This window comes from Bifidobacterium callitrichidarum, from assembly GCF_003129905.1.
Lineage (GTDB): Bacteria > Actinomycetota > Actinomycetes > Actinomycetales > Bifidobacteriaceae > Bifidobacterium > Bifidobacterium callitrichidarum.
In genome coordinates this window covers 40,650-53,500 of record NZ_QFFM01000022.1, presented here as the reverse complement: position 1 = coordinate 53,500, position 12,851 = coordinate 40,650, and the positions used below count along the sequence as shown (strand labels likewise).

General features: G+C 59.2%; 15 protein-coding genes and 1 tRNA gene. 4 read left to right on the top strand and 12 right to left on the bottom strand.

Features of this window, described 5'->3' with window-relative positions; genetic code table 11:
- Nucleotides 1–139: 139 nt before the first annotated feature.
- A tRNA-Gly gene (locus tag DF196_RS10035) sits at nucleotides 140–213 on the top strand.
- 396 nt (nucleotides 214–609) lie between these two features.
- Here DF196_RS10035 and DF196_RS10030 read toward each other — a convergent pair.
- From DF196_RS10030 to DF196_RS13955, 10 genes are all read right to left on the bottom strand, one after another.
- Nucleotides 610–882 (bottom strand): hypothetical protein, encoded by a 273-nt coding sequence (locus DF196_RS10030; protein ID WP_109057691.1) that lies wholly within the window; start codon nucleotides 880–882, stop codon nucleotides 610–612.
- 104 nt (nucleotides 883–986) lie between these two features.
- A complete protein-coding gene (locus DF196_RS13485; protein ID WP_158276312.1) occupies nucleotides 987–1,139 on the bottom strand; it encodes a hypothetical protein in 153 nt (50 codons plus the stop codon).
- 92 nt (nucleotides 1,140–1,231) lie between these two features.
- Nucleotides 1,232–2,425: a phage major capsid protein gene (locus DF196_RS10025; RefSeq protein WP_109057690.1), complete on the bottom strand. Its 1,194-nt coding sequence runs from the start codon at nucleotides 2,423–2,425 to the stop codon at nucleotides 1,232–1,234.
- Nucleotides 2,426–2,919: 494 nt separating this feature from the next.
- On the bottom strand, nucleotides 2,920–3,246 hold the full coding sequence (locus tag DF196_RS10020; RefSeq protein WP_109057689.1) for a hypothetical protein: 327 nt from the start codon (nucleotides 3,244–3,246) through the stop codon (nucleotides 2,920–2,922).
- 104 nt (nucleotides 3,247–3,350) lie between these two features.
- Nucleotides 3,351–3,638 carry a hypothetical protein gene (locus DF196_RS10015; protein WP_109057688.1) on the bottom strand — a complete coding sequence of 96 codons (288 nt, stop codon included), beginning with the start codon at nucleotides 3,636–3,638 and terminating at the stop codon, nucleotides 3,351–3,353.
- Nucleotides 3,635–3,895, bottom strand: coding sequence for a hypothetical protein (locus tag DF196_RS10010; protein WP_109057687.1), 261 nt, complete (start codon nucleotides 3,893–3,895; stop codon nucleotides 3,635–3,637). Before DF196_RS10010 ends, DF196_RS10015 begins: the two co-directional genes overlap by 4 nt.
- A gap of 69 nt (nucleotides 3,896–3,964) precedes the next feature.
- A complete protein-coding gene (locus tag DF196_RS10005) occupies nucleotides 3,965–5,347 on the bottom strand; it encodes an AAA family ATPase (RefSeq protein ID WP_146194747.1) in 1,383 nt (460 codons plus the stop codon).
- A 3-nt stretch (nucleotides 5,348–5,350) separates the two neighbouring features.
- Nucleotides 5,351–5,596, bottom strand: a complete 246-nt coding sequence (locus DF196_RS10000; protein ID WP_109057686.1) for a hypothetical protein — start codon at nucleotides 5,594–5,596, stop codon at nucleotides 5,351–5,353.
- 189 nt (nucleotides 5,597–5,785) lie between these two features.
- Nucleotides 5,786–6,025 (bottom strand): hypothetical protein, encoded by a 240-nt coding sequence (locus tag DF196_RS09995; protein WP_109057685.1) that lies wholly within the window; start codon nucleotides 6,023–6,025, stop codon nucleotides 5,786–5,788.
- The gene (locus DF196_RS13955) at nucleotides 6,022–6,333 is read right to left on the bottom strand and encodes a helix-turn-helix transcriptional regulator (RefSeq protein ID WP_241519687.1); all 312 of its coding nucleotides are present in this window, start codon (nucleotides 6,331–6,333) and stop codon (nucleotides 6,022–6,024) included. The genes DF196_RS09995 and DF196_RS13955 overlap by 4 nt, the downstream gene beginning before the upstream one ends.
- Before the next feature lie 133 nt (nucleotides 6,334–6,466).
- Between DF196_RS13955 and DF196_RS09985 the strand changes: the two genes are divergently transcribed.
- The 3 genes from DF196_RS09985 to DF196_RS09975 all read left to right on the top strand — a co-directional run bounded on the left by DF196_RS09985 (nucleotide 6,467) and on the right by DF196_RS09975 (nucleotide 9,317).
- Nucleotides 6,467–7,030, top strand: coding sequence for a helix-turn-helix domain-containing protein (locus DF196_RS09985; RefSeq protein WP_109057684.1), 564 nt, complete (start codon nucleotides 6,467–6,469; stop codon nucleotides 7,028–7,030).
- Nucleotides 7,030–8,151, top strand: a complete 1,122-nt coding sequence (locus DF196_RS09980) for a site-specific integrase (protein ID WP_109057683.1) — start codon at nucleotides 7,030–7,032, stop codon at nucleotides 8,149–8,151. Before DF196_RS09985 ends, DF196_RS09980 begins: the two co-directional genes overlap by 1 nt.
- A 656-nt stretch (nucleotides 8,152–8,807) precedes the next feature.
- Nucleotides 8,808–9,317, top strand: a complete 510-nt coding sequence (locus DF196_RS09975; RefSeq protein ID WP_109057682.1) for an Hsp20/alpha crystallin family protein — start codon at nucleotides 8,808–8,810, stop codon at nucleotides 9,315–9,317.
- A gap of 481 nt (nucleotides 9,318–9,798) precedes the next feature.
- Here the strand turns inward: DF196_RS09975 and DF196_RS09970 are convergent, their stop codons facing one another.
- Nucleotides 9,799–11,727 (bottom strand): alpha-amylase family protein, encoded by a 1,929-nt coding sequence (locus tag DF196_RS09970; protein WP_241519686.1) that lies wholly within the window; start codon nucleotides 11,725–11,727, stop codon nucleotides 9,799–9,801.
- A 212-nt stretch (nucleotides 11,728–11,939) separates the two neighbouring features.
- Nucleotides 11,940–12,533 (bottom strand): holo-ACP synthase, encoded by a 594-nt coding sequence (locus DF196_RS09965; protein WP_109057681.1) that lies wholly within the window; start codon nucleotides 12,531–12,533, stop codon nucleotides 11,940–11,942.
- Between the last annotated feature and the right edge of the window lie 318 nt (nucleotides 12,534–12,851).

Sequence of the window (12,851 nt, the reverse complement as noted above, 5' to 3'; positions counted from 1 at the left end):
AGGACCGATACCGTTCGCGCTCATTCCCGATGAGGCACCACCACACCCTACGCGCTCAAAAAACGTGAGGCACGTCGGGGGTTGCTTGCGTCGCATTCCTATGTATAATGTCTCAAGTCGCCAAAAGCGACGACCTAACGCGGATGTAGCTCAATGGTAGAGCCTCAGTCTTCCAAACTGATTACGCGGGTTCGATTCCCGTCATCCGCTCCACTCAAGGACCGTTGGAATTCCAACGGTCCTTTGCGTTTCATAACCATAGTGTCGTCGTCCATGACAACGACGTGACAACAAACACTATAATTCCACTGATTGAGAGCTTTCCAATGCCACAATCCCGGAAGAGCAGGTCCAGAGGATTATTTTTCGCTTCCCAGACTCCCCAATGACCTCAAAACGTTGGAATTTCCCAAAGGGAGCATACAGCGCACAAAGGGAGCGCAAAGGGAGCACGCGAGAATGGCGGAATGACCCAAAGGGAGCAAAGGGAGCAGATTTCACTCTCCAGAGAGAGCAACGAGTGATAACGGTTAATCACGGGTCGGCACGGTGCGGGTATGAAAAAGCGCCCGGCATGTGTCGGGCGCTTTTTCTCGGTGAGGGTTGTGGTCAGTCGTCTAGTCCGCATTGGCTGAGGTATGCGTCAAGATCGTCGGGTTCTCTCGCCGTTCCCGGGGCGGCTTGCAAGGGACGGGCGCGGTTGATGTCTTTCAGGGCGCTCAGGTATGCCGCCACTAGGCGTGTTGACGGTTCGGTGCCGGCCGTGTCCATCTGGCGGGCGAGGGTGCGGGAGACTTCCACTATGGCGTTGTATCGGTCGTCCGCGTCGAGTCCGAGCGCTTTTATGGTCCTGTTCACGGCCCTGATGTGCGTCTGGCTCATGGTCTGGCGTCTTTCGAGTTGGGTGAAAAATCGGCGGAGGGGGAGGAAGAGCGGCCACGCGGGCAGTGTCCCGGCCGGGGTGGTTTTCGGTTTTCTACCGCCCCTTATCCCTCGGGGTCGAGCGTGTCGGTGATGCGTTCCAGTCTGGCGTCGATGTCGAGCAGCTGGCGGGCTATGAGGGCGAGCAGCTGCACGGCCGGCGTGTGCTGTCGGCCTGCGATCTCGCCGACCCATTCGGCTATGCGTTCGCGTTGCATGGGGAACCTCCGCGTGATGGGCGGCGGCGCTTCCTCCACCGCCGCCCTGTGTGTCCCGGCCGCGAGAAGGAAACACGGCCGGAAGACATTCTTTACTTGGCTGCGTCCACCCGCAGCGTCTTGGCTATGCCGGTGGTGTCGGTCTGGCCCGACAAATCGAGCTTGACGAGACCGTGGGCGCGGAACACGTCGAGTGCGTAACGGTTCTCGACTCGGGCACGGATGGTGTTGCGGGTGAATCCGCTGTAGGGGTTCCACTCGATGTGCATTTCCTCACCGAAGCTGAGGGCGACGGAACCGGCGCCGATAACCCAGCCGGTGCCGGCTTCAAGGCCGGGGACCTGCACGACCTGGTAGCCGAACATGGTTCGGCCCACTGGGTCGATGATGCTGGGGGACATGTAATAGCGTCCTTCGGCGTCCTTCCATCGTTGCGCGTTCATCCAGTCCGTCGTGCTCAATGCGATGAGTTGCGCGGCCACGCCGACGCTTTCCACCTTGTTCACGCCCAGCATGACGGTATCGAGGATGTTTCCTCCCCATTCCTGGGTCTGGACGCCCTCGATGTGGTCGAGTCCCAGCAAATGCTTATCGCTGCCGTCTCCGTGAAGGATTTCGTCTTCCACGGCGTTGATTACCTCCAAGGTGAGGCGATTGCCGAGCCATGTCCTGATTGCCGAAAAGTCCTGTAGGACGAACTTGTCCAGTTCGTCCGAGAGAACGGCCACGACTTTAAGGTTCTGCGTCTTGAATTTCAGGCCAAGCCTCTTGACGGGCTTCTCTGCGCCTTCGGGGACAACGGCCGCGCCGCCTGAGTCTTCTTCGGGGGTGGTCTCAAAAAGGATGTCGTAAACGGGCTCTTTGCGGCCGACGGCGGGCAGATAGTCCACGAGACGCGGCGGAATCTCCGCGTCGATGGTCGGGATGGGCTCGGCGTTGTTGATGATGGGCACGGGGAGCAGCGTCCGGCCCGACTGCAACAGGCCTTTCACTCCAAAACGGCCGCTGTAGCTGATGATTTCCTTCGGGATCTCGTTTGCGAGCGAGCGGAGTGACAGGTGGGCGGATGCGCCGCCGCGCCGCGCGGCGGGGTTCGCGCCGTCGAAGTTCAGATCATTGACGCCCTTGAACAGCTCCACGCGCTCCTTGAGGCTCTTGGCCTTCTCGTAATGGTTCCTGAGTTCCTTCATTTCCTTTTCCGTGAGATTGGAGCCGTCGGGCCCGCCCTTCTCCACGAGCTTGCCGGCTGCGGCCTTCTCCGCTTCCAGTTGTTCCAAGATGTTCATGTCGGCTGGTTCCCCTCGTTGTCAGATGTCGAGTTTGTTGATGTATTCGGCGATGCGTTCGAGCTGCGGCAGCTCGCGGCGGCGTCGCCACCTGCGGATTCGTCGGCGTAGTGCGTTCATGAGGTCGCTCATTCGCTATTCCTCCCTATTTTGATATTGATAACCGTTACTATTACCTTTCTTGCTCTCATTATACGAAAAACCCGGCAACATGTCGAATAAAACGGCAGTTACCGGGCTTGTATCGCGCCTCATGCGCTCTCCGTGCATGCCGGCGAGCGCACACGGCGTTTAGGGGTTTACCGACTGTTTGAGGTTTGCTTTGTCGGTTGGTTCGTCGTGGTGTCGGATTGCGTCTTTGCGGGCCCTTCGCGTTCCCGTTCCCTTTTCAGTCGTCTGATGATGTGTCTCAGGTCCGTTTCGGTGTTCCTTGCGGTTTTTCGGTTTCTTCTCGGCATGGCCGGCCCCTTCCTGTGTGGTCGTTGTGTCTGGAGCTATCGGTGGTGGGTATCCTCACGGGTGCGTGGCGTAAGGGCGTGCATTTCGGTCCATGCGTGCTCGCACATGGGGCATATGGTCGAGCCGGGCCGGCCGGGGTCTTGCGAGCGCTTCCACGCCACCACGTCCGGCGTACGGAAGAACAGGCGGCCGCATAATGTGACGGTCACTCCGATCTCTTGGAGTTCCCGCGTGCGCACCCTGTGGTAGACGATGCGGCCGTTGGGGTCATGTGTTTCCGCCTCCATGGTTTCGGTCGTGGGTGGATGGCGGATATTCGTATGCACGGTGGCGTTGCCTCCCATGGTGTCGGTGGTGGTCATTGTGGGTTCCTTTCCTCGTGGTTTCCCTTGCTGGATTCCATGCCGTCGCCGTCCCGCGCCCCTAGTGGCGTGTGGCAGTGGACGGCGGCGGTAAATTTTTTCCCTCACCTGTCGGCGCGGCTTGGTCTATCCCACCTGTGGGTGACGTCTGCGGGTATCGGGTGAAGTTCCTGCGCTATGCGCAGCATGGACGCGGCCTGGACGGCGGCCGTCTCGGGGCTGCCGGGGACGCGGAACGTGACCGACTCCGCGCCGCCCTGCATGGCATAGGCGGCCGCACGCAACAGGTCGCCGGCGAGCGCCCTCGCGTCACGTCTCGGCTTGTCCACGTCCAGCCGGTACATGGCTGTAAGTTCGCGGGTCGAGGGGCGCGGCCCTGCGGGCATGGTCATAACCGGAATCCCTCCAATGGTGGTTGCGTCCAGCCGACGCGCAGGGCGTTGACGATCTTGGCGGCCTCGCACAGCGGGCATGAGACTTCGGTGTACACGCCGGCCCGCCGGGCCTGTCCGCACATGGTTTCGAGTTGCGGGGTAACGGTGACGGTCTTTCCGCATAGGGTCACGGCCGTGTTGCCGGACAGCCACCGGGCGGGCGTGTGCTGGGTCATGACGATAGGCCGGACGGTAGTGTTGTCGGTATCGTTCATGATTTTTCCTTTCTTGGTTTCAGACTTTTCAGACTTTTTTCAGACTTGTGGTTTCGGAAACCATTGGAATCATTGAGACTTCACAGACTTTCTAGACTTTTCAGTCTTTACGGGTTTTTCGCCGTTCGCGGGTTCGTTGTTGGTGCCCCAAGTGCGGGCGTCCTCCTCGCTGCATAGGTCCTTGAGATAGAGAATCGAGCGGGGGCGCACGCACTTCTGCTTGGTCTGGCGCACGCCGGCCTGACGGTAGGCGAGACGGAGCTGGTTGGGGCTGTAGTCCTTGGCCTTGGCCCATGTCTGAAGGTCGATGGCGAACACGTGGGTACCCCTGATCTTGATGGTGTCGTAAACCCACCTGGCCATCTCGGGCAATTGGTCGGGGTCCACGGGTTCGGCGTTGAGCGCGGCCTTGAGCTTTTTGAGCTCGGCTACGGTCTGGTCGGTGGGCTGCATATCCTCCACGACACGCACGGTGTAGGGTTTTCCGTCGTCGCCGGTCATCGGCTTGACCGCGAAAGTGATATACCGGTTGCGTCCCTCGGCGTAGGATGCGGACACCTGCTGGAGGACGGCGTGCATGTCGTCGTCCGGGGGCGTGCCGAGCGCGAGATGCGAGCGGCATTTGGCTATCCACTGATCGGAGCCGGACGCGCTCACGTCCACGTCGGCGTTCGGGTTCTTGCCGTCGTGCAGCACGCCGAGCACGGCGCAATCGAGGTTCTGGGCCATGGCGGTGAGGTCCACGAGACAGTCGGCGGCGTCCTGCCGGTTCCAGTCGCCCTTGGCGAGGGCGTGCAGCGGGTCCACCGTCACAAGCAGCGGCCTGACGGTTTCGGCCACCTGGATGATGGCGTCGAGGTCCCGGGCGGTGAAGTTCTCGCGTACCTCCGCCCCGCGCCGGTTGGTCCTCTTGGTGAAGACGCGCACGTTACCCATGTCGGCGTCCATGGCCTTGAGACGTGACTTGACGATGAACAACGGGTCCTCGCGCTGGACGATGAGGACACGGCCGGTATGGGACACGTCGGCGGCGATCTTGAGCGCGAGGGTGGACTTGCCCGAGCGTTTGGGGCCCACGAGGGCTGTCACTGCCTGCTTGGGCAGTTCGGGCTTCCAGCCGGGCACATAGTCCACGTCATGCATGGGCACGTCGTCCAGACTCTCCGCCGTGTACTCGCTGCCGTGCAGCACCACGGGTTCGTCGTCCTGTCGTGAAGTCTGGTTTTCCCCGGAAGACTGAAAAGTCTGCAAAGTCTGTGAAGTCTGAGTGTTTCCAACGGTTTCGGGACGTAAAGCCTGAAAAAAGTCTGAAAAGTCTGAACCGGGCGCGGCCGTTTCGGTCTTCCTATCGAGGTTATCCAGCCCCAAGGCGGCACCCACGATCTTGTTCGTGCGCATGTCATCGACGCCGGGCATGGTTTTTCTTTTCGTTCTGACACTCACTGCGCTCATGATCTATTCACCTTGCTTCCATTCCAACGGCTCGAACGGCTCCCCGGACAGGGTGCGGGGTATCCCGTCGCCCTGGTACTCGATTACGGGCGGTATCCGGTAGGTCTGCATATAGACAAGTTCGTTGAGGTAACGCCGGTAATTCGCTACGGCGTCCAGATACTTGCGGAAGGCGGCGAGCACCTGGGCGGATACGTCGGACACGTTCACGTGTTTTACCGGTAGATTGGAAACCGCAAGGTCTTTCACTCTTTCCTCCTTGCTTTCGGGATTCGGTATCATCGGCGTTCGCTCTTTCTCCTGAGGGGCGGACGCCGGCCCTATATGCGAATATTTCGACGAGAAGCCCGGCCAGTCCGAGCGCGTACACCCACGCCCATTGGTCAAGGCCGGTCAGTTCCAACGCGGCGAGCGCCAACAGCAAAGCGACTATGTGACTCATGATTCCGGCCTCCACAGGTGCGCGTGGATATAGTTCAATACGCTTTCACGCTTGTAGAACACGCGGCCGTTGACTGTGGTCAGGTAATCCGGGCCCACGCCCTCCGCGCGCAACGTCCGCCAATACGAGACCGGCGTATCCGTCGCGCTGGCGATCACGGTATCCATGCAACGCCTGGGCAATGCCTGCGCCTGTTCAAGCTGGCGAGCGCTGAACACGATATGCGCGACGGTCATGCGTTCACCTCGTGTGTGGTGTTCTGTTCACTGCCGTTCAGCCAGTCGTCTATATCGCCTTTCCGGTAAAGAACGGTGCGGCCTGACGGTTTGAGGAACTTGGGACCGTTGCCGGTATAGCGGAGCTGGGCTAGCTGGCCTTTGTCCATTGGGATGTAGACGGCGGCCTCTTCCGGTTTCATGCGGACTTCACGCGGGTCAAGACTGGCAGCAATACGCGCCATAAGCCGCTTATAGACGGTTTCACTCTCCGAAGGCGGGTCAAGGTCGATAACGGCGGCTGATATTGACCGAGATTCCTGAGTCATGTGATTCTCCTGCTTTTTTATTATCTACACACGTCGTATAGAATCCGTTGACTAAATATATACGTTGCGTATAGGAATGCGTCAATACGAAATATATACGGCGTGTCGTCATTCTGTGATTTAAATTAAATACATGGTTGAAAGCAGCAACGGATACAGCGATAAAGAAGTTGGCTCGAATCTCACTCGTTTGCGAGAGGCTGCCGGAATGAGCATGGAAATGCTGGCGGCAAAAATGCGCGACGTGGGGTACAAATGGACAAAAGCTACTGTGTACAACATTGAACGCGGTGAGCGTGCTCTTAAGTACACAGAAGCTAACGACGTCTTGTGGTGTCTTAATCTAAACCCGGGTTATCTCAATGAATTTTCTATGACGGCACCAGAGGTTGAGCTAGATATAGCTCAAGACAACGTATGGAAGTCGTTGCTGAAGATTTTTAAAGATATTGAAGGGCTGCAAGCCTCCATTAGAGGCTTGACCATGAGTATTAACGACCCTACGGGTCCCATCTCTGAAGAAAAACTGGACTACGCTCACAAAGTTCTTAAGGATGTTAGCGATCAGCGGATACTCTTATACGTCAAAGAAAAGCTGGAAGGACAATTACCGTCATGTTGGCGTCCGCAAAAAGCCTCTCATGGGCCTGATTATGTATCGTTGGGACCTAACCCTTTGGAATCATCTGGTGACTGATGGCGTCTAATCCGCTGCCGTACTATCTGAAGAATGGCGAGAAGCGTTATCGTATCGCCTATCGCAAGCCCGACCACAGCCAAGGCACGAAGCGCGGTTTCAAACGCTCCAAGGACGCCAAGGACTGGGCGGCGAGAATCGAGATCAGTCTCAATGACAACGACTTCATAGACCCGGCGTCCGGTGAAGTCACGATAGGCGTTTTGGCCAGAACGTATCTTGAAGGCAAGGAAGGCGCGGTCAAGCCCAGCTACAAGCGTGACCTGGAAAGCGCGTGGCGCGTCCACGTGCAACCCAAGTGGGGTAATCGTGCCGTCAACACGATACGACGTTCCGAGATACAGACTTGGGTGAGCCGCCTGGCCACGGGCGACGAAAAACACGGGATGCCCGGTAGAAGCGCGAGCGTGGTCATACGCGCCTACGATCTGCTTAAGCAGATTCTGGACATGGCCGTGGCCGACAGGCTTATACGCAAGACGCCCTGTGTTGACATCAGTCTTCCGCGCAAGACCCGCAAGGAAAGAACCTATCTCGATGAAGCGCAGGTGCTCGCCCTGGCTGATGCGAGTGGCAAATATCGGACGCTGATACTCGTATTGGGTTTCTGCGGCCTGCGCATGGGTGAGGCGAGGGGCTTGAAAGTCGCTGCCGTCGATATGGAGAACAACCGTATCCGGGTATTGGAGAGCGTCACGAGAGTGAACCGCGAATATGTGGCGAGCAAGCCGAAAACGTGGGAGACGCGCGAGGTTCCCGTGCCTGAATTCGTCATGCAGGCGTTGAGGGAACAATGCAAGGGCAAGGACAGCAGCGCGCTTGTATTCAACGGGCGCGCCCATGACGGGTATCTGGGCGAATACCGGCGCGGCTCCTACGGCTGGTATTCACGGGCCCTTGCGGCTTCCGATACCCCGAGTCTCACGATTCACGATCTGCGTCACACGGCGGCGTCGATTGCGATTCACAGCGGTGCGAACGTCAAGGCCGTGCAAAGGATGCTCGGTCATAAAACGGCGACCATGACGCTCGACCTTTACGCCGACCTGTTCGACAGTGATCTTGATGCGGTCGCGGAGAACGTCAACAGGAAAATCGAATGCGCCGTGACAACGACATGACAACAATTCCATTCAAAACACATGATTCCAGCAAGTCCCGCTCATGCATGAAGCGTTGAAAAATCAACGAAACGAGATTTGCAGACTGACGTGAGCCGGGTTCGATTCCCGTCATCCGCTCCACTCGAGGACCGTTGGAATTCCAACGGTCCTTCGCGTTTCACGGCAGTTTCGGCCGGTTCAAATATCATATGCATACAATCGATCACCTAGGCCCCGCACAGAAAACCGCGGATTGTCATGCAACTTTCAGGCGACGTCTGGGCTGCGATGAGCTTGAGGCTGTTATATGGGAGTCACGGCCGCAAGGTCGCGATAACTGAAACTCCTTCTTCTTCCCTCTCTCTTCTCCGGCCCGGTTCCTCGGAACCGGGTTTTTTGCCTCCAACATCCGAATCCTGCGAAAACCGCGGTATTGCAAGCATTACGCGATATCTGCCGCAGTAGGATCCCGCCTATTCCACCCCGGATTTCACTGTGGGTAAAACCCCGGAATGATTGGGGGCGCGGGAAGTTGGGTGAAGTGAAAGGCGAAGGTGAGAGCCCCGGAAGGGGTTCCGGAACCGGCCACGATATCCGCTTCGCTTCCCGCCCGCGGCAAGGCAGGAAGCGGACGGTAGCCAAACCGCTTCCCTCCTATTCAAGGAGTACCGATTATGGCAATGTTTCCGGCTTTGATGAATGACACGATGTTCTCTGATTTGTTCGACGATCCGTTCTTCGAGGGTTGGCGCAACATGGACAACCAGGTGGCTGCGGCCATGCCGGCGAACATGATGAACACGGATGTGCGTGAGACCGCCAACGGCTACGACGTCGACATCGACATGCCTGGCTTCAAGAAGGACGATATCAAGCTCGAGCTCAACAACGGCTACCTGACCGTGTCCGCATCTCGCAGCAGCGAGCATGAGGACAAGGCCCCTGAGTCCGGCGAGGCCACGGGTTCGTCGGATGCGAAGTGCGCATGCGCTTCCGATTCCGGCAAGTGGCTGCGTCGCGAACGCTACATGGGCTCTTGCTCTCGTAGCTTCTACGTTGGCGACGATGTGAAGGAATCCGATATTCACGCCAGCTACCAGAACGGCACGCTGTGCATCCAAGTTCCGAAGATGCAGGCCCAGCCGCAGGTCGAGGCCAAGCACCAGATCGCCATTGAGGGCTGATTAGGTTCGCTCCCGAACGGCAGATAACTTAATACGCCAGATGTCCCGAGACCGTGCCGTAAGGCATTGAGTCCGACGGCTTCGTCGCCGCCGGGCCGGCCTCCTGAACGAGGAGGCAATCAACACGATTCGTCGGGGACACCAAGCAAAAGGGACTTTTGTTCCTGCGCCGTCCGTCCTACGTTTTCTACGCCGACTAGTCTGACGGGCAGCGGGAAACAAAGCCAAATGAAAATGCCGGGCAAGGCGTTACACCTTACCCGGCATTTTCGTCGTTGTTGGCCAGGGACATCGCGGCCGAACAAGGCCTGCCGCCGGTCGCGATCGGTCAGGGATTCAGACAGTAAGGACCGATCGCAAGCCGGTTACAGGCAAGTCAATATGCACGGGATACGCAGGGGTGCGCGGAGTCCGGCAATGGTAAGCGGCATCTCGTAAACGTCGTGTCAGCCGCTGGGCTCCGGCACCACCCCGCGACTCATCACAGGTGGATGAACCGGGCCTCGTACGGGGCGAGGTCGGCCTCGACCGGGGAGTCGATGATGCCCTCGCTGGCGTTAAGGTGCGCATGCTGCTCCAGTTCGGAGAAGTTGAACAGGCCGACCAGCACGGAGCCTTCCACCTTGCGGACCACGGCGAGCACCGCGTCGTTGAACGTATCCCACGTGGACACCCAGGCGTCGGGCGCGAAGCACGGGTCGTGGCGCTCCTCGCGCAGGCCTTCCATACCCTTCCACAGCTCGTTCTGAAGGGTGCCGGACTTCTTGCGCAGCGCAGCCTTGTCCCAGTCGAACTTGGAGCGGTGCAGGTTGCGGCTGTCCTCCACGCGATCGGGATCCTCCTTGTAATCCCAGCCGTTGAGCTGCGCGATCTCGTCGCCGCAGTTGAGCATCGGGAAGCCACGCAGGAACGCCATCGCCTGATGCATGAGCAGGTCACGCTTGACGGACATCTCAAGCAGGGGCTTGTCATGCGTGATGAGCGCCTTCTCGATGCCGGTCAGGGATGCGGTGGTGCCGCAGCTGCGGGCGTCGCGGGTCGCCTCGTCGTAGTTGTACAGCTCGCCCATCGACCAGCTGCCGGGCACCGCGCCCTCGTAGAAGTGGTACAGGAATTCCTTGTGCTTGAGCGGGTCAATGCCGATTGCGCGTTCCACGTCCTCGTCCAGACCCCAGCCGATGTCGTCATGGCAGCGCAGGTAGTTGACAAACCAGCAGTTCTCAGGCAGGGCGTCGAGCTTGTCGATCTGGGCCTTGAGCAGGCGCACGTCGCGGCTGGCCAACGCGCTCCACAGGTTCACCATGATGGACACGTTGTACAGCATGTGGCACTCGGGGGCCTCCGGGGTGCCGAAGTAGGCGGCGAGCTCCTTGGGGGCCATGACCACCTCGCCCTTCAGGACCACGGCCGGGCAGACGCATTCGAGGATGATGCGCAGGATGCGCACGATGGTGTGCACGGTGGGCAGGTTGCGGCAGTTGGTGCCGAGTTCCTTCCAGATGTACGGCACGGCGTCGATGCGGAAGACCTCCACGCCGAGGTTGGCCAGGTGCATCACGGAACCCATCATGGCCACGAGGACCTTGGGGTTGCGGTAGTTGAGATCCCACTGGAACGGGTAGAACTGGGTCATGACCCACTTGCACATCTGCTCGTTCCACGTGAAGTTGCCGGGGGCGGTGTTCGGGAAGACCTGCGGCACGTGCGCGTCGTACTCGTCCGGGATGGTGCGGTCGTCGTAGCAGAAGTAGTAGTCCTGGTATTCCGGATCACCGGCCTGGGCGGCCTTGGCCCAGCGGTGGGTGGAGGCGGTGTGGTTCATCACGAAGTCAAGGCACAGGCTGATGCCGGCGCGACGCAGTTTCTTGGTGAGCGCGGCCAGATCCTCGTTGGTGCCGAGGGAGGGATCTACGTTGTCGAAGTCCTCGACCGCGTAACCGCCGTCGTTGTTCGGGTGCGGCATCTGCAGCAGCGGCATGAGGTGCAGGTAGGTGAGCTTCTGTTCCTTGAGGTACGGAATCTTGTCCGCAAGCTTCTTGAGGTCGCCGGCGAAGAGGTCGGTGTACATGGTCATGCCGAACATGTCGCCGCGCTTGTACCATTCGGGGTCAGCCTCGCGGGCCTTGTCGAGACGCTTCAGGTCGGCGGGACGGTCCGCGTACGCCGCGGCCATGGAATCGAGGAGCGACTGGAAGGCGGCCTGGTCGTCGTACAGGCTCATGAACAGCTGTTCCAGTTCCTCGCGGTGAGCGTCAAGCCTGGCCTTGAAGATAGGGCTGACGGCTGCCGGACGCGACGCCGTGTTGCGGGCGCGCGCTGCCGTTGATTTCGTGGATTTTGCCGCTGCCTTGGTCGCCTTCGGCTTCGACTGTGCCGACTGGTTGCCATTCTCCTGATTGTTCCGAGCCATCGGGAACTCCTTCGTCGCCTAAATTCCGCCCGCGTCAATCGTTTGACGTTGGGATATAGCATATCAAACCGGTTCGATATAGGCAAATCGAGGCACGCCGACACGCGTGGAAAAATCAGGATTTTCAGCCGGGTCGCCCCGGGGAGTTGAACACTCATCCAGCCGGGCCGTCTTTCGGTCGACTTCCCCGCCGACCCGTCCTGATCGGGACGTCAGTCGGAGGAGATTATGACCACGGCGGAGGCGATAGGGCCATCGTGACTGAGGGAGATGTGCACGACCGGTGATTCGGCTGCGCTCACAACCGCAACCGGCACGTCGCCGTATCGCCGCCCATGCATGACGGCATACGGGCTGTTATCACGACCGGCATCGGCCAAAGCAATGCGAGATGAACCCGCGTAATCAGTTTGGAAGACTGAGGCTCCACCCCTACGGCCAGCGCCGATCACTGACCCGCCAGACACATCCCGAAACGCCTGCGAGATCTTACCGGTGAGCATCATATGCGGCACCCCGCGCGAATCGTCCAGAATCTCGACTTCACGCCATGGAAAGTCATCCAACGTGAACGGGTATGGCCGCTCCCCCAACGCCTCGCACCACGCCTTGAGGAACGCCTCCTTGCCGGCCCACTTGGCAGCCAGATGCACGGCCTCGCCATCGTTTTTGACGCGCGCGCGTTCAGAGGCCTGCCGCAATTCGCGTACGGAGAACAGGTTGCGTATGCGGGAGCCCGGCTCGGACAGCTGCTCGGCGAATGCCGCCACGTCCACCACATCATGGCCCAGTCCGAGCACACCCATGATTCCTCCCGTATTCATGCGGCTGAATGTACGCGGCCGAATTGTCCGAATATGGCCGTCATCCGCCGCCGCGTATGGTCTGATCCCATATAACCACGCGGCTCAAGGACTTGACAGTATGGATTCAAGGCCTCGACGGTATGAATTTCCCCCGCCCCGATCACGCCCATGGTGTAGGGAATTTCCCATGTTGTAGGGATACAAATCTGCCATAAACCTCAAAAATGGCGGAATTCCGCCATTCTGATTCCCTACACCATGGGACGTTCCCTACACCATGCGAAAATCCCTACACCATGGGCACAGCTCCCCTCAGAT

Coding starts and splice junctions, on each gene's coding strand:
- DF196_RS10030 (WP_109057691.1), bottom strand. CDS start 882: ATGAGCCAGACGCACATCAGGGCCGTGAACAGGACCATAAAAGCGCTC.
- DF196_RS13485 (WP_158276312.1), bottom strand. CDS start 1,139: ATGCAACGCGAACGCATAGCCGAATGGGTCGGCGAGATCGCAGGCCGA.
- DF196_RS10025 (WP_109057690.1), bottom strand. CDS start 2,425: ATGAACATCTTGGAACAACTGGAAGCGGAGAAGGCCGCAGCCGGCAAG.
- DF196_RS10020 (WP_109057689.1), bottom strand. CDS start 3,246: ATGACCACCACCGACACCATGGGAGGCAACGCCACCGTGCATACGAAT.
- DF196_RS10015 (WP_109057688.1), bottom strand. CDS start 3,638: ATGACCATGCCCGCAGGGCCGCGCCCCTCGACCCGCGAACTTACAGCC.
- DF196_RS10010 (WP_109057687.1), bottom strand. CDS start 3,895: ATGAACGATACCGACAACACTACCGTCCGGCCTATCGTCATGACCCAG.
- DF196_RS10005 (WP_146194747.1), bottom strand. CDS start 5,347: ATGAGCGCAGTGAGTGTCAGAACGAAAAGAAAAACCATGCCCGGCGTC.
- DF196_RS09995 (WP_109057685.1), bottom strand. CDS start 6,025: ATGACCGTCGCGCATATCGTGTTCAGCGCTCGCCAGCTTGAACAGGCG.
- DF196_RS13955 (WP_241519687.1), bottom strand. CDS start 6,333: ATGACTCAGGAATCTCGGTCAATATCAGCCGCCGTTATCGACCTTGAC.
- DF196_RS09985 (WP_109057684.1), top strand. CDS start 6,467: ATGGTTGAAAGCAGCAACGGATACAGCGATAAAGAAGTTGGCTCGAAT.
- DF196_RS09980 (WP_109057683.1), top strand. CDS start 7,030: ATGGCGTCTAATCCGCTGCCGTACTATCTGAAGAATGGCGAGAAGCGT.
- DF196_RS09975 (WP_109057682.1), top strand. CDS start 8,808: ATGGCAATGTTTCCGGCTTTGATGAATGACACGATGTTCTCTGATTTG.
- DF196_RS09970 (WP_241519686.1), bottom strand. CDS start 11,727: ATGGCTCGGAACAATCAGGAGAATGGCAACCAGTCGGCACAGTCGAAG.
- DF196_RS09965 (WP_109057681.1), bottom strand. CDS start 12,533: ATGGGTGTGCTCGGACTGGGCCATGATGTGGTGGACGTGGCGGCATTC.